The following is a 20027-nucleotide window of genomic DNA, read 5'->3' on the forward strand; positions in this document are numbered from 1 at the left end:
GGGGCCGTCCCCGGGTCTGCGGATCAGCCGCATGATGGCTGGTCCTGAGGGGATTACGGGTATTTACAGTGACGAGTCGGGCACTTCACTTGAACGGCACGATACCTACCCATGGGTTAACGGAGAACGGACCCCACCCCACCAGTGGTCTACACCAATTTGGGTCCGATAGGGTTCGTGGTTGAGGTTTCAGCCCGCCCCAAGTCGCCGGTCCGGTGGATCGGCGCACCGACGTACGAGGAGATCGGCACCGTGACCATCCGCGTAGGCGTCAACGGATTCGGCCGCATCGGTCGCAACTTCTGGCGTGCGGTCGCTGCCAGCGGCAAGGACATCGAGATCGTTGCGGTCAACGACCTGACCGACAACGCCACGCTCGCCCACCTGCTCAAGTACGACAGCATCCTCGGCCGCCTGCCGTACGAGGTGAGGAGCACCGCCGACGAGATCGTCGTCGACGGCAAGTCGATCAAGGCGTTCGCCGAGCGCGACCCCGCCAAGCTGCCCTGGGGCGACCTCGGGGTGGACGTCGTGGTGGAGTCCACCGGCTTCTTCACCGACGCCAACAAGGCCCGGGTGCACGCCGACAACGGCGCCAAGAAGGTCATCATCTCGGCCCCGGCCAAGAACGAAGACGTCACCATCGTGATGGGCGTCAACCACGACAAGTACGACCCGGCCAACCACACGATCATCTCCAACGCGTCGTGCACCACCAACTGCCTGGCTCCGATGGCCAAGGTCCTCAACGACACCTTCGGCATCGAGAAGGGTCTGATGACCACCATCCACGCCTACACGCAGGACCAGAACCTGCAGGACGGCCCGCACAGCGACCTGCGCCGCGCCCGCGCCGCCGCGCTGAACATCGTGCCCACCTCGACCGGCGCCGCCAAGGCGATCGGCCTGGTGCTGCCCGAGCTCAAGGGCAAGCTCGACGGGTTCGCGCTGCGCGTGCCGATCCCCACCGGCTCGGCCACCGACCTGACCGTGGAGGTCGGCCGTGAGACCACCGTCGAGGAGGTCAACGCCGCGATGAAGGCCGCCGCCGAGGGCGACCTCAAGGGCTTCCTGACCTACACCGAGGACCCGATCGTCTCCTCCGACATCGTCACCGACCCGTCCTCCTGCATCTTCGACGCGGGCCTGACCAAGGTGATCGGCAACCAGGTCAAGGTCGTCGGCTGGTACGACAACGAGTGGGGCTACTCCAACCGCCTCGGCGACCTCATCGAGCTGGTCGGCACCGGCCTCTGATGAAGGACCTGTCTGAGTTCGACGTGAAGGGTCGGCGCGTCCTCGTCCGCGCCGACCTCAACGTCCCCCTCGACGGGGACGTCATCACCGACGACGGCCGCATCCGCGCCTCGGTGCCGACGATCCAGGAGCTCGCCGGCAAGGGCGCGCGCGTGATCGTCTGCGCCCACCTGGGGCGCCCCAAGGGGACGGCGGACCCGAAATACTCGCTGGCCCCGGTGGCCAGGCGGCTGGGTGAGCTGCTGGGCTCCGAGGTCGCCCACGCGACCGACGTGGTCGGGGAGTCGGCGCAGAGCGTCGTGGCGGCGCTCCAGGACGGCCAGGTGGCCCTGCTGGAGAACCTGCGCTTCGAGCCGGGCGAGGAGTCCAAGGACGACGGACAGCGGGCGGCCTTCGCCGAGAAGCTGGCCGCGCTGGCGGAGATCTACGTCGGTGACGGCTTCGGCGCCGTGCACCGCAAGCACGCCAGCGTCTACGACGTCCCACTGCTGCTGCCGCACGCGGCGGGCAGGCTGGTCGTGGCCGAGGTCGAGGTGCTCAGGAAGCTGACCGACGAGCCGGTCCGGCCCTACGCCGTGGTGCTGGGCGGAGCCAAGGTCTCCGACAAGCTCGGGGTCATCGGCAACCTGCTCACCAAGGTCGACAGGCTGATCATCGGCGGTGGCATGGCCTACACCTTCCTGGCCGCCCAGGGCTACGAGGTGGGCCGGTCGCTGCTCCAGCGGGACCAGCTCGACCAGGTCCGCGAGTTCCTCAACGAGGCGTCCAAGCGCGGCGTGGAGCTCGTCCTGCCGGTCGACGTGCTGGCGGCCGTGGACTTCGCCGAGGACGCCGAGTACGAGGTGGTCGACGCCACCGCGATCCCGGCCGACCGGCAGGGGCTCGACATCGGCCCGCGCAGCCGCGAGCTGTTCGCGGCCAAGCTGGCCGACGCCGCGACCGTGTTCTGGAACGGCCCGATGGGCGTCTTCGAGTTCGAGGCGTTCTCCGGCGGAACCCGGGCCGTCGCCGAGGCGTTGATCAGGTCGGAGGCGTTCACCGTCGTCGGCGGTGGTGACTCGGCCGCGGCCGTGCGCAAGCTCGGCCTCCCCGAGGACGGGTTCTCGCACATCTCCACCGGTGGCGGTGCCAGCCTCGAATACCTGGAAGGCAAGACCCTGCCCGGACTCGTCGCGCTGGAGGCCTAGGAGTGGACCGACGCAACGAGCACCGTGCCGTCCCGGGGTGTCCCGGGGCGGCAGGGGCGGGCCGTCCGACGAGCGAGCGAGGATCGAGGAGCGACAGGTGACCACGGCGCGCAGGCCGCTCATGGCCGGTAACTGGAAGATGAACCTCAACCACCTGGAGGCCATCGCCCACACCCAGAAGCTGGCGTTCGCACTGAACGACAAGGACTTCGACAGGGTCGACGTGGCGCTGCTGCCGCCGTTCACCGATCTGCGCAGCGTGCAGACGCTCGTGGACGGCGACAAGCTGCGGATCGTGTACGGCGGGCAGGACCTGTCGCGGCACGACGGCGGCGCCTACACCGGAGACGTCTCCGGGGCGATGCTCGCCAAGCTCGGCTGCACCTTCGTCCTGGTCGGGCACTCCGAGCGGCGCCAGTACCACCACGAGGACGACGACCTGGTCAACGCCAAGGTGCTGGCGGCCTACCGGCACTCGCTCACGCCGATCCTGTGCGTGGGGGAGGGCCTGCCGGTCCGTCAGGCCGGCGGCCAGGTGGCCCACAGCGTCTCGCAGCTCGACGGGGCGCTGCGCACGGTCACCGCCGAGCAGGCCCGGTCCGTCGTGGTGGCCTACGAGCCGGTCTGGGCGATCGGCACCGGGGAGGTGGCCACCCCGGCCGACGCGCAGGAGGTCTGCTCGGCGCTGCGTGCCCGACTCGCCGAGCTGTATGACGGTGAGGTGGCCGCCGCGGTCCGTATCCTTTACGGTGGCTCGGTCAAGTCTGACAACATCGCCGGCATCATGGACCAGCCCGATGTCGACGGTGCCCTGGTCGGCGGTGCCAGCCTCGATCCGGGGGAGTTCGTCAAGCTCTGCCGCTTCGGCGAGATGTCCGTCTGAGTAGGCTGTTCGGAGGGTACGACTTGACAGCACGTCGTACCCTCTTAGAGCAAGTTTGAATCGTCACGCCACAGGCGTCATACAAGGGGCGCGCCCCGGACGCGGGGCCGCGCGTAAACAGGGAACAGGTCAACGGTGACAATCGGAATCTCCATCGCCCTCATTCTGGCGAGCATGCTGATGGTACTGCTTGTGCTGCTTCACAAGGGCAAGGGCGGTGGCCTGTCGGATCTGTTCGGTGGCGGGTTCTCGTCGTCGTTCGGAGGCTCCTCGGTCGTGGAGCGCAACCTTGACCGCCTCACCATCATCACCGGGGTGGTCTGGTTCGTCTGCATCATCGCGCTGGGCCTGCTCCTTAAGCCCTGACCCCTGAAAGCCCTGACCTGGCTTTCGTGAAGCGTGACAGTGGTTCAGCCCCCCGCATCCAACCGAGCGGCGGGGCCATCGAGCGAGGAGTTCATCCGTGGGTAGTGGCAACGCGATCCGTGGCAGCCGTGTCGGCGCGGGCCCGATGGGGGAGGCGGAGCGGGGCGAGGCGGCTCCCCGTGTGAGGGTCCCGTTCTGGTGCGCCAACATGCATGAGACGCGTCCCAGCTTCGCCAGCGACGCGGCCGTGCCGGAGTTCTGGGACTGCCCCCGATGTGGTCTCCCGGCCGGTCAGGACGAGGCCAACCCGCCCGCGCCGCCGCGTAACGAGCCTTACAAGACGCACCTCGCCTATGTGAAGGAGCGTCGCAGCGACAAGGACGGCGCCCAGATCCTGGCCGAGGCCCTGGAGCGCCTGCGCTCCTCCTCGCGCCCGATCTACTAGGCACTGCCCGCCGAAGGCCCCCGTGGAACTTCTCCACGGGGGCCTTCGTCATGTCCGCGTGGGCGTCGCGGGCCCGCCCGCCACGTGGACACGTCGCCGTGCGGGGCGGACCGCCGTACGGACACGTCGCGGTGCGGGGCGGACCGCCGCAGGGACACGTCGCCGCGTGGGGTGGACCGCCGTACGGACACGTCGCCGTGCGGGGCGGGCACCCCTCTCGCCGGGGGAGCCGCGCCGGCGTGCCGGCCGGTCAGCCGGCCGCCTGCCGTACGGCGTAGCCGCCGACGGAGGGCTCCAGCAGTTCGAAGACACGGCGGGCCGATCCGGCGACGGCTGTGGCGATCTCCTCGTTGCTCAGGCCGTCGAGGGTGCGGCGCTGGACCTCGGTGAAGAGCACGCGGTGGGCGCCGCCGAGCTGGGTGGCCACCGCGCGCGGGGTGATGTCGTGCGGCCCGGCCCCCGTCTCGGCGGCCAGGATCTCGGCCAGCGCGTCCTCGCGCTGGTCGTGCAGATCGCGGATGCGGGCCACCAGGGTCGGACTGTCGGCGATCATGCGGGCGAACTGGACGCCGGAGAAGCCGATGACGGGGTCGTGACGCTCCACCGCCGCGAGGAACGCCCCGGCGAGCGCGGCGAGGGCCGACTGGCCGGGCTCTCGGCTCGCGACCGTACGGGCGGGACCGGCGACGAACTCCTCGTAGTGGTCGAGGGCCAGATCCTCCTTGCGCGGGAAGTAGTTGGTCACGGTCATCTTGGCCACCCTGGCCGCCGCCGCGACGTCGGCGATGGTCGTCCTGTCGAACCCGCGCTCGATGAAGAGCCGCGTGGCCTGGTCCGAGATGGCCTGGCGGGTCTCGCGCTTCTTCAGCTCCCGCAGACCCAGTGTCTCTGTGCTCATGCCCCCACCCTCTCATAGGTCCGACATTTTTTTAGGTCGGACCTGATTTTATGTTGACATCCGTCTTGGTTGGACCTAAATTTATGTCCGTTCCAAGATTTACGGACGGAGAACGTGTGAACATCCAGCCGCTCGCCCCCTCCCACTCCCCGGCCGCCGGTGCCGCCACGGTCAAGCTCGACGGCCTCGATATCGGGGCTGCCCGTGGTCCGGTGGCCCAGGGGCCCGGGCCGTACCGGCCGCGCCGTCGCGAGCGCGACGGCGCGCGCTCCACCGGCAGGACGGTCCCCTCCCGCCGCCCCCTCCAGCAGACGCGGCGCACCTACTGAGCCAAACCCCCGTCCCCTCGCTCCCGCACGGAGAGGTATCCGCTTTGTCCCTCAGCTCCACCCTCACCCGGTCCGACGACGGAGTTCCGGCCACCACGGCCACCGGCGCGGGCGCCGCCGCCGACCCGGTCCGCGCCTACCTCAAGCAGATCGGCACGGTCCCGCTGCTCTCCGCCGAGCAGGAGGTCGAGCTGGCCCGGCGCGTCGAGGCGGGCCTGTTCGCCCAGGAGCGCCTCGACGCCGGGCGGCTCCCCGCGGGTCTGAGGGCCGAGCTGGAACACATCGCCGAGGACGGCCGCCGCGCCAAGGACCGCTTCCTGGAGGCCAACCTGCGGCTGGTGGTCTCGATCGCCAAACGCTACGCCGGACGCGGGATGCCCTTGCTCGACCTGATCCAGGAGGGCAACCTGGGCCTGATCCGCACGGTGGAGAAGTTCGACCACAGGCTGGGGTTCAAGTTCTCCACCTATGCCACCTGGTGGATCAAGCAGGCGATCACCCGGGCCATGGCCGACCAGGCGCGGACCATCCGCGTCCCGGTCCACATGGTCGAAATGATCAACAAGGTGGCTCGGGCGCGGCAGCGGCTCCTGCGCGACCTGGGCCGCGAGCCGGCCGCGGAGGAGCTGGCGGCCGAGCTCGGCCTGACTCCGGAGAAGGTCGCCGAGATCCAGGAGTACGGCCGCGAGCCGATCTCCCTGCACACGCCGTTCGGCGACGAGGGCGACGGCGAGCTCGGCGACCTGATCGAGGACGCCGGGGCCGTCACCCCGGAGGCGGCGGCCGCCTTCACCCTGCTCCAGGAGCAGGTGCGCGCCCTGCTCGGCACGTTGGCCGGGCGCGAGGCGGACGTGATCTCCATGCGGTTCGGGCTGGCCGACGGCAGGCCCCGGACCCTGGACGAGATCGGCAGGGCCCACAGTGTCAGCCGTGAGCGGATCCGCCAGATCGAGGCCAAGGCCATGTCCAAACTCCGCCACCCCTCCAGGTCGGAGCCTCTGCGTGACTACCTGGACTGAGAAAGGCCCGCCCCGCCGCCCCGGTCCGGCCGCACCGCCTGCGTGGTACGGCGGGGCGGAGCCGCCGAGCCCAGGGACCCGCCTCTCCGGTCGCGGCCCGGCCTCCGGGCGGCGCCCGGCGCCCCGGGCCGGAGATCCGGGAGTCGCGGACACCGAAGGCGGCCCGGCGGGGCGGCGGGGCCACTCATCCAGGCGACGGCCGCACACCGGGTAGGCTGGACGGACCCGTCCGCCCCGAGACTCCGACACCGGTCGTCTCGGCGCCGCCGGCGGTGCGGCGGGAGACCGGCGCCGGCGGTCCGGGCGGGCCGGTCGTCCAGCGCTCCGCGCCCCCGCCGTCCGCCGGAAATTGGATCTTCCCGCGACTCCGGGTAGCGTGCCCGGGGCCGTCGAGGTTTCGGCGCGGCCACGTCGCACGGATGATCGCAATCCTGGAAGGACACGCACGCATGAACGCCGGAGACCACCGCCCCCTGCGGATGCTCGTCACGGGAGGGGGGACCGGCGGGCACACCTATCCCGCGCTGACCACCGTCGCGGCCGTCCGCGAGCAGGCCGCCGCCCGCGGGCTCGATCTCGACGTGCTCTGGGTGGGCACCGCCACCGGCCTGGAGGCCCGCATCGCCGTCGAGCACGGCATCCCGTTCCAGGCGATCAAGGCGGGCAAGTTGCGGCGCTCGCCCAGCCCGCGCGAGCTGCTCACCAACCTCGCCGACATGTTCCGGATCCCGGTCGGGGTCATGCAGGCGTTCGGCGTCGCCGCCCGCTACCGCCCCGACGTGGTGCTGTCCACCGGAGGGTATGTGTGCGTGCCGCTGGGGGTCGCCTCCCGGATGCTCGGCCGCCCGCTGGTGATGCACGAGCAGATCACCGCGCTCGGCCTGGCCAACCGCATCCTGGCGCGGTTCGCCACCCGGATCGCGCTCACCCACCCGTCGTCGGTCGAGCACCTGCCCGCCCCGGCGCGCGAGCGGGCCGTGGTCACCGGCAACCCCGTCCGGCCCCACCTGCTGAACGGCAACGCCCCCTCCGGCCGGTGGCACTTCCGCTTCTCACCCGAGCTGCCCCTCGTCTACGTCACCGGCGGCGCCCAGGGGAGCCGGCAGATCAACACCATGGTCGAGGCGGTCCTGCCCGCGCTGCTCACCCGGGCGCAGGTGCTCCACCAGTGCGGTCCCGGCTGGATCGACCAGTTCACGCGGACCGCGGCCGGCCTGCCCGCCGAGCTCGCCGGGCGCTACCAGCCGGTGCCCTACGTCGGCGACGAACTGGCCCACGTGTACGCCGCCGCCGACATCGTGGTCTCCCGCAGCGGCGCGGGCACCATCGCCGAGCTGACCGCCGTCGGCAAGCCGTCCGTGCTGATCCCCCTGGTCCCGTCGGCGGGGGACGAGCAGCGTCAGAACGCCCGCTACCTGGCCGAGGCGGGGGCGGCCCGGGCGCTGCTGGAGACCGGTCCCGACGCCGGCCAACTCCTCGCCGAGCTCGACGCCCTGCTGGCCGACCCGCAGGCCCGCGTCACCATGGCCAAGGCCGCCAGGTCGCTCGGCCGTCTCGACGCCGCCGCCGCCCTGGCCCAGCTGATCCTCCAGGAGGCGGGCGCCGGCGGTTTCTGATGAACCGTCCCCGCTCCGTGCGGTCCCCGGCTCGCCGTGCCCTCCTTAGGCGGGCGCCGCGAGCCGGTCCCGCAGGTAGTCCCGCAGCACCACGGCGTTGTTGTGCTCGGTGTCCTTCGCCGCGTAGACGAGCGTGAGCGGCCCCCGGCGGGCGGCCTCCAGCAGCGGGCGCACGGCGTCCGGGGCGTGGTCCAGCTCCTGCCGGTAACGGAGGCGGAACTCCTCGAAGCGCTCCGGTCGGTGCCCGAACCAGCGGCGCAGCTCGGCGGAGGGGGCGAGGTCGCGGACCCACCCGTCGAGCTTGAGATCCTCCTTGCGGACGCCGCGCGGCCACATCCCGTCGACGAGGAACACCGCCCCCTCGGCGGGCTCGGCGTCGTATACCCGGCTGATGACGATGTCCCCCATCTTCGGTGCCTACCCCGCCCGGGGGCGCCGAAGCGGGCGCGTCAGGGGACGGCGTGTCCCGTGTGCTCGGGGTCGGGGCGGCGGATGGGGGTGAACAGGGCGACCACCGCGATCAGCAGGCAGCCGACGCCGGCGAGCGGGTAGATCGTGGTGGCTCCGTAGCGGCTCACCCCCCAGGTGAGGACGGCCGCGCCCACCGGGCCCAGGGAGAAGTGGATGGTCCAGAACGCCGAGGTGACGCGGCCCAGCAGGTGGTCCGGGGTGACCTGCTGCCGCAGTGACATCGAGCAGATCCCGGCCACGCTGACGCCGCCGAGGTAGACGGCCACCAGAGTGGCGATCACCGGGACGCTGCGGGAGGCGCCGACGGCCGCCACGGCGAGCCCCGACACCGCCAGGGCGCCGATCCACGACGTGCCGAAACCCAGCCTGCGGCGGATGGGCGCCACGATCAGCGAACCGGCGACCGTGCCCACCGCCGCGACCGCGAGGACCGTGCCGACGGTGCCGTCGGACTGGCCGAGATCGTGCTTGAGGTGATAGATCAGGACGTCGGTCAGGCCGAGCGTCAGGAAGATGAAGAAGGACAGCAGGACGGTCAGGGCGCGCAGCACCGGGTGGCCCCAGAGGAAGCGGACCCCGGCCAGCAGTTCCAGCCAGGGCCGCCGGCGCGGCGGCGCGGGCGCGGCGTCCCCGTCCCGGGAGAACCGGAGGGAATAGATGCCCACCGCCGACACCGCGAAGCTCGCCGCGTTGATGGCGATCGCCGCGGTCGGGCCGTACTGTCCCGAGACCACGCCGGCGAGGAGGGGACCGCCGATCCCGGCCGCGGCGGAGGTCGCGTAGAGCCGGCCGTTGGCCTCGGTGATGCGCTCGCCGGGGACGAGGTTGCGCACCGCGGTCACGTAGGTGACCTGGAAGACCATCCCGACGGCCTCGGCCACCGGCAGCACCACGTACAGCAGCCAGACCTGCGGGCCGAACGCCCAGACCAGCGGGACGAGCCCGTACAGCACGGTCCGGGTGAGATCACAGAAGATCATCAAGGCCCGCCGGTCGAGCCGGTCCACCAGGACCCCCGCGAAGATCCCGGCGCAGACCGACGCCGCGCCCGCGACGCCCGTCAGCAGGCCCATCTGCGCGACCGACCCGGTCACGTGCAGCACCAGCAGCGGGATGGCGATGTAGGCGAAGGAGTCTCCCGCGACGGAGAGCGTCTGGGAGGCCCAGAAGACGCCGAAGTCGCGGTCGCGCCAGAGCGGGCGGGCGGTACGGTGGCCGTTTCCCTCTGTCTGCGTCACGGGGTGACTATCGCCCATTCCAGGCGATGATCAAAGTCGTTCTCCCCGCCCGCTCGGGGACGTCCCCGTGCGCCCGGCCGCCGGCGGGCGGGTGGCGGAGCGCACGGGGGCTCACCGGGAGCGGTAGATCAGCGCCGGTAGACCTGCTCGCCGCCGACGAAGGTCATCGCCACCTCGGTCCGCCAGATGTCGGCGGCCGGTTCGGTGAACGGGTCGCGGTCCAGCACCACCAGGTCGGCGCGGTTGCCCGGGGTGATCGTCCCGGCGTCGTCGTCGTGGTTGATCCAGGCCGAGCCAGCGGTGTAGGCGGTCAGCGCGGTGGCCAGGTCCAGGCTCTGGCCGGGCAGGAACGGCGTCTGCGCCGTCGGATAGTCGGCGTGCACCGAGCTGCCCGGCTCGGTGCGGTTGACCGCCACGTGCATCCCCTGGATCGGGTCGGCGTTGGAGACCGGCCAGTCGCTGCCCGCGCAGAACCGGGTGCCCGCCTTCAGCAGGTCGGCGAACGGATACTGCCAGGCCGAGCGCTCGTCGCCCAGGAACGGGATCGTCAGCTCGTCCATCTGGGCGTGGTGGGTGGCCCACAGCGGCTGCAGGTTGGCCGTCACGCCGAGGGCGGCGAAGCGCGGCACGTCGGACGGCTCGATGATCTGCAGGTGCGCGATGTGGTGCCGGTTGGCCGGGTCGGTCCCCTCGAAGCTGTCCAGCGCCTCGCGGACGGCGCGCTCGCCGATCGCGTGGAAGTGCACCTGGAAGCCGTGCCGGTCCAGCTCGGCGACGTAGTCCTTCAGCAGCGCGGGGTCCACGTACGACAGCCCGGTGCCGCCGCAGCGGCAGTAGGGCTCGATCACCGCGGCGGTGAAGTTCTCGGTGATCCCGTCCTGCATGATCTTCACCGAGGTGGCGCGGAAGCGTTCGAGGCCCTCGGCCGACCGGCGGCGCTCGATGAGCTCGGGGATCTGCTCGGCGCCGCGCGTGCGGTCCCACCAGAGCGCGCCCACGACGCGGGCCTTCAACCGCCCGGAGGCCGCCGCCGCGATGTAGGTGGGCAGCTGGTCGTCGGAGCCCGCGTAGGAGCCGACGATGGCGTCCTGCCAGCCGGTGATGCCCTGGGAGAACAGATGGGCCTGGGCCGAGAGCAGCGCCTCGGACAGGTCCCGCGCCGTGGGGCGCGGGGTGAGCAGGCCCACCAGGTCCATCGCGCCCTCGTGCAGCACGCCGCTCGGCGTGCCGTCCGCGTCGCGCTCGATCCGGCCGTCGGCAGGGTCGGGGGTGTCGCGGGTGATCCCGGCCAGCTCCAGCGCCCGGGTGTTGACCCAGGCGGCGTGGTGGTCGCGCTGGATCAGATAGACCGGGCGGTCGACGGAGTCGAGCTGGGAGCGGTGCGGCAGGCCGCCCGGGAAGGCGGCCATGTCCCAGCCGCCGCCGTCGATCCACTCGTGGCCGGGGTTGGCCCCGGCGTAGGCGGCGATCCGCTCCAGATACTCCGGAAGGCCGTAGACCTCGGCCAGGTCGCACTTGGCCCGCTCCAGCCCGGCCTGGACCGGGTGCATGTGGGAGTCGGTGAAGCCGGGGGTCAGCAGGCCGCCGCCGAGGTCGACGGTCTCGTGGCCGGGGGCCGCCCGCCGTACGACGTCGGCCTCCGTGCCCACCGCGGCGATCCGGCCGTCGCGGACCAGCACCGCCTCGGCGAAGGCGTCGGCGGCCAGGAAGGCCCGTCCGCCGCGGAACAGGATGTCGCTCACTCGGTCACCGTCGAGACGCGGGGAAAGGCGTCGGGCAGATAGATCATGACTCTCCTTAACGTCCGGTGATGGAGTCGGCGACGCTCGCCAGGACGGAGGTCCGGCCGAGCCCGGCCTTCTCCCTCGCGTCGGCCCGCCGGTACAGGTCGTACATGGCGTGCACGCCGATCCACCGCAGTGGTTCCACCTCCCAGCCTCGCACCTTGCGGTCCACCCAGGGCAGCGCGGTCAGCTCCGTGTCCTCGCGCAGGATCAGGTCGCGCAGGGTGCGGCCGGCCAGGTTGGCGGTGGTTACCCCGTGGCCGGTGTAGCCGCCCGCCCAGCCGATGCCGGTGGCCCGGTCGAGGTGCACGGTGGCGCACCAGTCGCGCGGCACGCCCAGCACCCCGGACCAGGCGTGCGCGACCTTGGAGGCCCTCACCGCGGGGAACATACCGGTCAGCAGCTCCCACAGCGCCTCGACGGTCCACTCGTGGGTGTGGCCCCGGTCGTCCACGCGGGAGCCGTACAGGTAGGGCTTGCCGCGCCCGCCGAAGGCGATCCGGCCGTCGGCGGTGCGCTGGGCGTACATGTAGTAGTGCGCCATGTCGCCGAGCAGCTCGCAGCCCTCCCAGCCGATCGCGTCCCACAGCTCGCCCAGCGGCTCGGTGACGATCATCGAGCTGTTCATCGGCAGCCAGGTCCGGTGATACTGCTTCAGCTCGGCGGTGAACCCCTCGGTCGCGCGGATGACGTGGTCGGCGCGGACCGTGCCGTACGGCGTGCGGGCCTCGCGCGGGGCGATCTCGGTGACCGGGGTGCGCTCGAAGATCTCCACCCCCAGGTCGCGCACGGCCCGGGCCAGGCCGCGGGCCAGTTTGGCGGGCTGGATCCGGGCGCAGTGCGGGCTCCAGATCGCGCTGACCGCGCCGTCGACCCGCAGGCGGCTCTCCCGCTCGGCCGGGTCCAGCAGCCGGACGTCCTCCTCGGTCCAGCCCCAGTGGCGCTCGTGGGCGAGCAGCCGGCGCAGCCGCCGGTCCTGGGCGGCGTTGGTGGCGACCGTGGTGACGCCGCCCTTGACGATGTCGGCGTCGATGTTCTCGTCCTTGGCGACCGCGATGACCTCGTCGATCGCCTCGAACATCACCCGCTGGAGCCGCTTGGCCGCGTCCGTGCCGTGCGTGCGGGCGTAACGTTCCGGGGTGCCCGCGAGCTCGCCCACCAGCCAGCCGCCGTTGCGCCCGGACGCGCCGTACCCGGCGAACTCCTTCTCCAGCACCAAGACCCGCAGGCTCGGGCTGGCCTTCTTCAGGTAGTAGGCGGTCCACAGGCCGGTGTAGCCGGCGCCGACGATCACCACGTCCGCGTCGCGGTCGCCGTCGAGGGGAGCGCCGGCCGTGGGGATGCCGAGGGAGCGGTACCAGAAGGAGACATCTCCATTGACAAAATCCCCAGACCGGGGAACACGCGTGCTCATGGCCACATATCCTGCTATATCCGTCAATTACGACGCAGCATCCGACGGAAACCGTTGTAGAACCGCGTCATGGGTGATCATCTCTGACGTAACGGCGGGCTCACTCATGTGTAGCAGGTCTGTAACAGGACTCCGGCAGGCTGTGCCTGACGGAGGGAGCGTTCCGATGGGGTTTCTGAGGATACGTACGACGGTTGACGAGCGTCCGGGACGGTTGGCGTCACTGGCCGCCGCACTCGCCGAGAAGGGGGGCAACATCCTGGGCCTGAGCGTCCAGTCCGACGCGGACGGCACCGTGGACGAGTTCGTGGCCGAGATCCCCGCCGGGCCCGAGGCCGTGCGCGAGGCGCTGGAGGCGGCCGGCGGCCGGCAGGTCAAGGTCGTCGCCGCGACCGCCCACCAGCTCACCGACGAGCCCACCCGCGCGCTCCTGCTCGCCTCCCGCCTGCGCGCGATGCCCTGGCGCCTGCCCGAGCTGCTGGGAGAGCTGCTGCGCGCCGACGACTCCCGGTGGGTCTACGGTGCGGACATGAGCGACCTGCCGGACCCGACGCTGCTGACCGTGCCGGTGGCCCCGCGCCGCGCCATCCGGCTGCGCCGGGCGGAGCTGCCCTTCACGCTGACCGAGGCCGCCCGGGCCGCCGCCTTCGTACGGCTGGCGCAGCCCCCGCCCCACCGGCCGGCGGGCACCGAGCGGGCCGTCAAGCTGTCCGACGGCACCCGGACGCAGATCCGCCCGCTGACGCGGCTCTACCGCGAGGCGGTCCGCGACCTGCACGACCGCTGCTCGCCCGAGGCGCGCCGGTTCCGCTACTTCACCTCGATGCCCGTGCTGCCGCCCCGCGTCTTCGACCGGCTCTGCGACCGCACCCGCGGCCACTCCCTTGTCGCCGGGCACGACGGCCAGGTCATCGCGCTGGCCAACCTGATGTTCACCCCCGACCCCGGCATCGCCGAGATGGCCTTCCTGGTCGAGGACCGCTGGCAGGGCAGGGGCCTGGGCTCGGCGCTGGCCAGGATGATCGTCGCTGAGGCCCGTGACCTGGGTTTCGCCGAGGTCAGGGCCACCCTGCTGTCGGACAACGCGCGCATGCGCAGGCTCCTGGTCTCGCTGGGCGCGACCCTGGGCCACACCGAGGACCCCGGCGTGGTGGAAGCCAGGCTGGCCGTGGGCGTGATGGCGACGGCATCCCCGAGCTGAACCCGTCACAGGTCCGCCCGGTCCGGGATCGCTCAGGGGCCCCGGACCGGGCGGACGCTAGCCGTCGTCCCGCGGGCCCGGGTCCGCGGGCGCTCCCATGGCGTCCAGGCGGCGCTCGATGCGGTCCAGGCTCTCCTGGATCCGCTCCAGCCGCGCGTCGGCCGCCCGCCGGTCGCCGTGAAAGCCCTCCTCGGCGACCGGCGGGCGGCCGGGGCCGCCCCGCCCGATGAGCGTGAGCACCTGGGCGCGTACGGCCTCCAGCCGGGCGCCCCGCCCGGTGAGGACCTGGGCCGCGACGCCCTCGCCCTCGCGGATCAGGCCGAGCAGGATGTGCTCGGTGCCGATGTGGCCGTGGTGCAGGTCGAGGGCCTCCCGCAGGGACAGCTCCAGCACCTTCTTGGCCCGCGGGGTGAACGGGATGTGGCCGGGCGGAGCGTCGGCGCCTCGGCCGATGATCTCCTCGATCTCGTCGCGGACCTGCTCGCGGCTGATGCCGACGGCCCGCAGCGCGCGGTCGGCGGCGCCGTCCTCCCCGAGCAGGCCGAGCAGGATGTGCTCGGTGCCGATGTGGTCGTGGCCGAGCCGCCGGGCCTCCTCCTGGGCCAGGACCACGACACGGCGGGCACGGTCTGTGAAGCGCTCGAACACGAGTGGCCTCCGTGGGGGTGCCGGATTCCTAGCACCCACTATGCGCCAGGTTTCCCGTGAAGGGAGGGGCGTCCCGGTGCGGAATCCCGCTCCGCCCGCCGGCGGGGTGCCCGCCGGTCCGCCCGATTCCTCGGCGCTCGCCGGTCCGGACCGGGCTGTCCAGGCAAGACGCCATAGTCTTACATTTTTGTGTGAGATTAAGGCGCTATCTCTACCGCGTGCCGACATGGCGTGCGTAGGGTCGCCCCATGATGATCGACGCCTTCATCGACCTGCTCCCCAAGGTCGAGCTCCACGTCCACCTGATCGGCTCCGCCTCCGTCCCCACCGTCCTGGAGCTGTCCCGGCGTCACCCCGGCAGCCGGGTGCCCACCGTGGAGGAGGAGCTGCGCGACTTCTACGCCTTCCGCGACTTCCCGCACTTCGCCGAGGTCTACGGGGCGGTCAACGCCCTGGTCCGCGAGCCCGAGGACGTCGAGACGCTGGTGGTCGGCCTGGCCGGGGACCTGGCGGCGCAGAACGCGCGCTACGTCGAGCTGACCGTCACTCCCTACGCCCACCACGTGGTGGGCATGCCCATGCGCGCGGTCACCGAGGCGCTCGACCTGGCCGCCCGGCGCGCGGCCGCCGAACACGGCGTCCGGGTCGGCTACATCTTCGACATCCCCGGCGAGTACGGGGCCGAGGCCGCCCGGGTGACACTGGACCATGCCCTCCAGGAACCTCCCCGGGAATTGGTAGGTTTTGGCCTGGCCGGTATCGAGCAGAAGCGCCCGCCGTACCGGGACGCCTTCAGAGACGCCTTCCGCGCCGCCACCGCCGCCGGGCTGCGCAGCCTCCCGCACGCGGGGGAGATGACCGGCCCGGAGACCATCTGGGAGGTCCTCGACGGGCTGGGCGCCGAGCGGATCGGCCACGGCATCGCCTGCCTGGACGACCCCCGCCTGGTCGCCCACCTCCGCGACACCCAGATCCCCCTGGAGGTCTGCCCCACCTCCAACGTCTGCACCGGCCAGGTCGCCCACATCAAGGACCATCCCCTGCCGCGCATGCTGGAGGAGGGCCTGTACGTCACCCTGAACAGCGACGACCCGCCCATGTTCGCCACCACCCTGAGCGACGAGTACCGGGTCGCCGCCGAGGTCTTCGGCCTGGACCGGCGGGCACTGGCGGCGCTGGCCCGCAACGCCGTCAACGCCTCCTGCCTGGACCCGGCGGGCAAGCGGGCGATCCTCGACGAGATCGACGCGCTGGACGGGGCCGGCTCCTGACCCGCCCCGGGGGGCTGAGGGGGGCGGGAACAGCGGTTGCCGCCGAGAAGGATGACGTCGACGGCGAGCCGGTGCCGCGTGGTGGTGGGGGCGCCGGCGGCGCCGCAGCAGGGCTGCTGCCGCACGCGGTCAGGCCTGCCGACGCGGCGGCGGACGCCGACCAGTACCGGCCGGCGGCCCGGGTGTCGTGTGCTCCCGTCCGGCCTGGTGCAATAACGGCCATGACGATCGTCCGCTCTCTGCTGTTGTTCGCCCTGGCCGCGCTGTTCGAGATCGGTGGCGCCTGGCTGGTCTGGCAAGGCGTGCGCGAGCAGCGCGGCCTGGTCTGGATCGGCGGGGGCGTGATCGCGTTGGGCCTGTACGGGTTCGTCGCGACCTTCCAGAGCGACCCGAACTTCGGCCGCGTGCTGGCCGCTTACGGCGGTGTGTTCGTGGCCGGCTCCCTGGTGTGGGGCATGGTCGCCGACGGCTTCCGGCCCGATCGCTGGGACGTGCTCGGGGCGCTGATCTGCCTGGCCGGAGTCTTGACGATCATGTATGCGCCGCGGGGCTGATGTCCTTGGCCCATGAAGGTGAGCAAGCAGCCGCACAGCTCCGGCGCGGTCGCCCAGCTCCACATCCGGACGCCCCGAACGATGACGACGGCGAAGAGGAGCAGGGCGACCTTGGGGCCAATGGGCACAGCGGTGGACTCTCCCCCCGTGGGAGAGTCCATCATGATGGCGTGCAAGACGGACTTCTCACCATCGGGCGCTCCGCCCGCCTGTGCCGACTCGGCGCCAAGCGGCTACCGCACCACGACGAGACGGGGCTGTCGGCTCCAGCTCGTGTGGACGCCGGCTCCGGCTACCGCTGTCACGCGCCTGAACAGGCACGTGATGCCCTGACCTTCGCCCAGCCGCCGGCCTACCGCGCGCTCTCCGCCGCCGTCCACGAGTGCGGACCGCGCCCGCAAGCGCCCGTACGTGAGGCCTGTCTCGTCGGGCCGGCAGCGGCACCGCGAGAAGAAGCGATGACCCGGCTGATCATCCCCGTCCAGGAGAGCATGGCATGACCACGGTGAAAGACGTCGACGCCCGCGGCATGCAGCACTGCGAGACGACGGCTCTGGGGGTGCTGCTGCGGCACCAAGGACTCGATCTGTCCGAGCCCATGCTCTTCGGCCTCGGCTCCGGTCTGTCCTTCATCTACTGGGACGGCAAGAACATGGACTTCCCCTTCCTCGGGGGACGGGTCAAGCCTTTCGACCTCACCAGGAACCTGGCCACCAGACTCGGGCTGGAACTCCTGGTCCAGGAGACCACTTCCCCCCGCAGGGCATGGGAGAACGTGACAGCCCCCATCGACGCCGGCCGCCCCGTCGGACTGCAGCTCGACAGCTACCACCTGGATTACTTCGGGTCGAAGGTGCACTTCGGCGGTCATGTCGTCGCCATGTACGGCTATGACGACCACGACGCCTACCTGGTGGACACCGCCCAGCAGGGCGGAGCGGTGTCCACCAGCCTGACCAGCATCGCCCAGGCCAGGGCCGCGCGCGGCCCGATGACCGCCAAGCACCGGTCCTTCACCCTCACCGTTCCGAGGAGCCTGCCCTCCCCGCGGGACCGGATCATTCCCGCCATCACCGCCTGTGCCGACGCTTTCCTCAACCCGCCCATCGCCAACCTGGGTCACCGTGGCATCGAGCGGGCCGGGAAGCTGGTACGCACCTGGCTCCAGCGGACCGACAACCCGCGACGGGACCTGCCTCAGGCCGCCCTCCTGATGGAGAAGGCCGGCACCGGCGGCGCCCTGTTCCGTAATCTCTACCGCGACTTCCTCGCCGACTGCACCCAACTGCTCGACAGCAGCCACCTGCGCACCGGCCACGGGCTGTACGCCGAGGCGGCCACCCTGTGGACGGGAGCCGCAGCATTGATCACAGAAGCCGGCGAATCAGGCGAGGCGCAGTATCTCGCGCAGGCGGGCACCGTCCTGTGCGATCTTTCACGCATAGAGCGCGAGGCCATGCAGGCGCTGAGCCGCCTGCGGGAGTGAGACACCGAGCGGATCCAGCTCTGACGGTCCTCAAAGACCTTCACTATCGGAAGAGCTCTCTTCGCGCAGCTCCTGGCCCGCTCCGAGCATCGACGGCCCCGAGGGGGCGGGGATCATTTCCGGCACCCTCCTGGCGTCACGCGACGCCGGGGGAGTTCGAAGCCCTGCTCCGTTCGACACCAGCCCGACGGACCCCGTCGGAATCAACCGTCGAGGTGGTATGCCCCCGGTCCCCATCGAAGCCGGGGCGATTCACCCCTGCTGGGTATCGGGCCGCCGACGCGCCATGAGAACTCCCCCGAGCGTGCTCTCGGCTGAGCTCAGAGTCATCTGCGCCTCGACCGTGAAGCCGGCGTCGTTGAGCCAGGCGGCCACTTGGTCAGGCCGGCGGCGATGAACGTAGACCCTCATCGGATGCTCCCCGTAGCCTTTGGTGATCAATCGGGACTCATCGCCCACGTGGAAGCCGAGCAGCAGTGGACCGTCGGGCCGCAACACTCGCTGGAAGTGCGTGAAGACCGCGCCGATCTCGTCGTCGGGAACGTGGATCAGCGAGTACCAGGCGACCAGACCGGCCATCGAGGCGTCGGCGAGTTCGAGGTCCGTCATGGAACCGACCTCGAACCGCAGGCCGGGGTGATCGCGCCGAGCTACCTCGACCATCGCGGGCGACAGGTCGATCCCGAACGCGTCCACGCCCAGTTTTTGCAGGTAGGCCGTGATCCTCCCGGACCCGCATCCCACGTCCGCAACCGGCCCCCGGCCGGCGGTCCGCACCAGATCGGCGAACAGCGCCAGGAAGGCGCGTTCGTAGGGCGTTTGATCGAGCAGGTCGCGAACCCGGTCCGCATAACTTGCGGCGACGGTGTCGTAGGACGCCCGGGTGTCTGCCAACCAGCCCTCGGTGATCATGTCGGACAAGATAGCTCAAGTGGCCAAGGGTGCACACCGCTTCTCCGGAAGCACGTGCTCCCCACCCGCTGGTGATCGTCACGCACTGTCACCACCTCACGGACCTTGATCCAGATCCTGACGCGTCCGGCCGTCGCCGGCGCCGGGACCGTCCACGGCGCCTTCACCGACGACAGGTCGGCTCGGAGGGCTCCGGGGGGCTCAGGGCAGGCCGGGGAGGGCTCAGGGGGAGGAGAGCCGTCCCAGGGACGAGGGGATCTTCGAGGCGGACGCCCTGTCCAGCAGGAACAGCGTCCCCTGCCGGCCGCGCGCACCCGCCGCCGGGACCTGTACCGGACCCGAGTCCGACAGCGCCAGCCGTACGGCTCCCGCCTTCTCCTCGCCGGCGGCGATCACCCACACCTCACGCGCCCCCTGGATGACCGGCAGCGTGAGCGAGATGCGGGTGGGCGGGGGCTTGGGAGCGCCGTGCACCGCCACCACCGGGCGCGTCTCGTACAGGGCCGGCATGCCCGGGAACAGCGAGGCCACGTGGCTGTCCGGGCCCATGCCCAGCATCATGACGTCGAACGACGGCGCCGGGCCGTGGTCTTCCGGACGTGCGGCCCGGCGCAGCTCCTCGGCGTAGGCCTCGGCGGACTCCTCGGCGGTCATGCCCGAATCGGGGCCGCGCATCACGTGGACGCGGGCGGGGTCGACGTCGACGTGGTCGAGGAGGGCCTTGCGGGCGCCGGTCTCGTTGCGCTCGGGGTGGCCGGAGGGCAGGAAGCGCTCGTCGCCCCACCAGATGTCCAGGTTGCGCCAGTCGATGGCGTCGCGGGCGGGGCTGGCGGCGATCTCGGCCAACGTGGCGATGCCGATGGTGCCGCCGGTCAGCACCAGCGAGGCCGAGCCCTTGCCCGACTGCACGTCGACCGTGCGGGTGATCACCCGGGCGGCGGCGGCCTTGGCGAGCATGTCGGCGTCGCGGTGGATGATCACGGTGGGAACGCTCACGGGGACTTCTCTCTCGACGGGCTTCGATGAAAAGGAGCGCCCCGCGGACGAC

General features: G+C 71.5%; 19 protein-coding genes and 2 pseudogenes. 13 read left to right on the top strand and 8 right to left on the bottom strand.

Annotation, left to right across the window (positions count from 1 at the left end; all coding sequences use genetic code 11):
- The first annotated feature begins 252 nt into the window (after positions 1 to 252).
- The 5 genes from gap (at position 253) to J2S55_RS32830 (ending at position 4138) form a co-directional block, all read left to right on the top strand.
- Entirely contained in the window at positions 253 to 1257 is a 1005-nt protein-coding gene (gap, locus tag J2S55_RS32810) for a type I glyceraldehyde-3-phosphate dehydrogenase (RefSeq protein WP_306875660.1), read from the top strand.
- Positions 1257 to 2444, top strand: coding sequence for a phosphoglycerate kinase (locus J2S55_RS32815; RefSeq protein WP_306868817.1), 1188 nt, complete (start codon positions 1257 to 1259; stop codon positions 2442 to 2444). The genes gap and J2S55_RS32815 overlap by 1 nt, the downstream gene beginning before the upstream one ends.
- 121 nt (positions 2445 to 2565) lie before the next feature.
- Complete coding sequence (tpiA, locus tag J2S55_RS32820) at positions 2566 to 3327, top strand: triose-phosphate isomerase (protein WP_306875663.1); 762 nt, start codon at positions 2566 to 2568, stop codon at positions 3325 to 3327.
- Between the two features lie 135 nt (positions 3328 to 3462).
- Positions 3463 to 3693, top strand: coding sequence for a preprotein translocase subunit SecG (gene secG / locus J2S55_RS32825; protein ID WP_306868819.1), 231 nt, complete (start codon positions 3463 to 3465; stop codon positions 3691 to 3693).
- A gap of 97 nt (positions 3694 to 3790) precedes the next feature.
- Positions 3791 to 4138, top strand: a complete 348-nt coding sequence (locus J2S55_RS32830; RefSeq protein WP_012892502.1) for an RNA polymerase-binding protein RbpA — start codon at positions 3791 to 3793, stop codon at positions 4136 to 4138.
- Positions 4139 to 4388: 250 nt separating this feature from the next.
- Here J2S55_RS32830 and J2S55_RS32835 read toward each other — a convergent pair whose 3' ends face one another.
- The gene (locus J2S55_RS32835; protein WP_306868824.1) at positions 4389 to 5036 is read right to left on the bottom strand and encodes a TetR/AcrR family transcriptional regulator; all 648 of its coding nucleotides are present in this window, start codon (positions 5034 to 5036) and stop codon (positions 4389 to 4391) included.
- A gap of 116 nt (positions 5037 to 5152) precedes the next feature.
- Between J2S55_RS32835 and J2S55_RS32840 the strand changes: the two genes are divergently transcribed.
- The 3 genes and pseudogenes from J2S55_RS32840 to J2S55_RS32850 all read left to right on the top strand — a co-directional run bounded on the left by J2S55_RS32840 (position 5153) and on the right by J2S55_RS32850 (position 8000).
- On the top strand, positions 5153 to 5365 hold the full coding sequence (locus J2S55_RS32840; protein ID WP_306868826.1) for a hypothetical protein: 213 nt from the start codon (positions 5153 to 5155) through the stop codon (positions 5363 to 5365).
- Positions 5366 to 5427: 62 nt separating this feature from the next.
- Positions 5428 to 6384, top strand: a pseudogene (locus J2S55_RS32845) (RNA polymerase sigma factor); the annotation flags it as partial.
- A gap of 449 nt (positions 6385 to 6833) precedes the next feature.
- Entirely contained in the window at positions 6834 to 8000 is a 1167-nt protein-coding gene (locus tag J2S55_RS32850; protein ID WP_306868829.1) for a UDP-N-acetylglucosamine--N-acetylmuramyl-(pentapeptide) pyrophosphoryl-undecaprenol N-acetylglucosamine transferase, read from the top strand.
- A gap of 45 nt (positions 8001 to 8045) precedes the next feature.
- Here J2S55_RS32850 and J2S55_RS32855 read toward each other — a convergent pair whose 3' ends face one another.
- The 4 genes from J2S55_RS32855 to J2S55_RS32870 all read right to left on the bottom strand — a co-directional run bounded on the left by J2S55_RS32855 (position 8046) and on the right by J2S55_RS32870 (position 12907).
- Positions 8046 to 8408 (bottom strand): DUF488 domain-containing protein, encoded by a 363-nt coding sequence (locus J2S55_RS32855; RefSeq protein WP_306868831.1) that lies wholly within the window; start codon positions 8406 to 8408, stop codon positions 8046 to 8048.
- Positions 8409 to 8449: 41 nt separating this feature from the next.
- A complete protein-coding gene (locus J2S55_RS32860; protein ID WP_306868832.1) occupies positions 8450 to 9709 on the bottom strand; it encodes an MFS transporter in 1260 nt (419 codons plus the stop codon).
- A 128-nt stretch (positions 9710 to 9837) separates the two neighbouring features.
- Entirely contained in the window at positions 9838 to 11451 is a 1614-nt protein-coding gene (locus J2S55_RS32865) for an amidohydrolase (RefSeq protein ID WP_306868834.1), read from the bottom strand.
- Positions 11452 to 11506: 55 nt separating this feature from the next.
- On the bottom strand, positions 11507 to 12907 hold the full coding sequence (locus J2S55_RS32870; RefSeq protein WP_306868836.1) for an NAD(P)/FAD-dependent oxidoreductase: 1401 nt from the start codon (positions 12905 to 12907) through the stop codon (positions 11507 to 11509).
- A 166-nt stretch (positions 12908 to 13073) separates the two neighbouring features.
- Here J2S55_RS32870 and J2S55_RS32875 point away from each other — a divergent pair, with 166 nt between their 5' ends.
- Complete coding sequence (locus J2S55_RS32875) at positions 13074 to 14108, top strand: GNAT family N-acetyltransferase (RefSeq protein WP_306868837.1); 1035 nt, start codon at positions 13074 to 13076, stop codon at positions 14106 to 14108.
- Between the two features lie 192 nt (positions 14109 to 14300).
- Here J2S55_RS32875 and J2S55_RS32880 read toward each other — a convergent pair.
- Positions 14301 to 14756, bottom strand: a pseudogene (locus J2S55_RS32880) (Clp protease N-terminal domain-containing protein); the annotation flags it as partial.
- A 248-nt stretch (positions 14757 to 15004) separates the two neighbouring features.
- Between J2S55_RS32880 and add the strand changes: the two are divergent.
- From add to J2S55_RS32900, 4 genes are all read left to right on the top strand, one after another.
- Complete coding sequence (add, locus tag J2S55_RS32885) at positions 15005 to 16027, top strand: adenosine deaminase (protein ID WP_306868838.1); 1023 nt, start codon at positions 15005 to 15007, stop codon at positions 16025 to 16027.
- Positions 16028 to 16248: 221 nt separating this feature from the next.
- Positions 16249 to 16581, top strand: a complete 333-nt coding sequence (locus J2S55_RS32890; protein ID WP_306868839.1) for a YnfA family protein — start codon at positions 16249 to 16251, stop codon at positions 16579 to 16581.
- 170 nt (positions 16582 to 16751) lie between these two features.
- A complete protein-coding gene (locus tag J2S55_RS32895) occupies positions 16752 to 17081 on the top strand; it encodes a MerR family transcriptional regulator (RefSeq protein WP_306868841.1) in 330 nt (109 codons plus the stop codon).
- Positions 17078 to 18067: a BtrH N-terminal domain-containing protein gene (locus tag J2S55_RS32900; protein WP_306868843.1), complete on the top strand. Its 990-nt coding sequence runs from the start codon at positions 17078 to 17080 to the stop codon at positions 18065 to 18067. The genes J2S55_RS32895 and J2S55_RS32900 overlap by 4 nt, the downstream gene beginning before the upstream one ends.
- Before the next feature lie 252 nt (positions 18068 to 18319).
- Here the strand turns inward: J2S55_RS32900 and J2S55_RS32905 are convergent, their stop codons facing one another.
- A complete protein-coding gene (locus J2S55_RS32905) occupies positions 18320 to 18979 on the bottom strand; it encodes a class I SAM-dependent DNA methyltransferase (RefSeq protein WP_306868844.1) in 660 nt (219 codons plus the stop codon).
- A 222-nt stretch (positions 18980 to 19201) separates the two neighbouring features.
- Positions 19202 to 19975 carry a 6-phosphogluconolactonase gene (gene pgl, locus J2S55_RS32910; protein WP_306868845.1) on the bottom strand — a complete coding sequence of 258 codons (774 nt, stop codon included), beginning with the start codon at positions 19973 to 19975 and terminating at the stop codon, positions 19202 to 19204.
- Positions 19976 to 20027 lie beyond the last annotated feature (52 nt).

Source organism: Streptosporangium brasiliense, from assembly GCF_030811595.1.
In the GTDB taxonomy this organism is placed as follows: Bacteria; Actinomycetota; Actinomycetes; order Streptosporangiales; family Streptosporangiaceae; genus Streptosporangium; species Streptosporangium brasiliense.

Coding starts and splice junctions, on each gene's coding strand:
- tpiA (WP_306875663.1), top strand. CDS start 2,566: ATGGCCGGTAACTGGAAGATGAACCTCAACCACCTGGAGGCCATCGCC.
- J2S55_RS32905 (WP_306868844.1), bottom strand. CDS start 18,979: ATGATCACCGAGGGCTGGTTGGCAGACACCCGGGCGTCCTACGACACC.
- J2S55_RS32855 (WP_306868831.1), bottom strand. CDS start 8,408: ATGGGGGACATCGTCATCAGCCGGGTATACGACGCCGAGCCCGCCGAG.
- J2S55_RS32890 (WP_306868839.1), top strand. CDS start 16,249: ATGACGATCGTCCGCTCTCTGCTGTTGTTCGCCCTGGCCGCGCTGTTC.
- J2S55_RS32850 (WP_306868829.1), top strand. CDS start 6,834: ATGAACGCCGGAGACCACCGCCCCCTGCGGATGCTCGTCACGGGAGGG.
- J2S55_RS32900 (WP_306868843.1), top strand. CDS start 17,078: ATGACCACGGTGAAAGACGTCGACGCCCGCGGCATGCAGCACTGCGAG.
- J2S55_RS32875 (WP_306868837.1), top strand. CDS start 13,074: ATGGGGTTTCTGAGGATACGTACGACGGTTGACGAGCGTCCGGGACGG.
- J2S55_RS32870 (WP_306868836.1), bottom strand. CDS start 12,907: ATGAGCACGCGTGTTCCCCGGTCTGGGGATTTTGTCAATGGAGATGTC.
- add (WP_306868838.1), top strand. CDS start 15,005: ATGATGATCGACGCCTTCATCGACCTGCTCCCCAAGGTCGAGCTCCAC.
- J2S55_RS32835 (WP_306868824.1), bottom strand. CDS start 5,036: ATGAGCACAGAGACACTGGGTCTGCGGGAGCTGAAGAAGCGCGAGACC.
- J2S55_RS32815 (WP_306868817.1), top strand. CDS start 1,257: ATGAAGGACCTGTCTGAGTTCGACGTGAAGGGTCGGCGCGTCCTCGTC.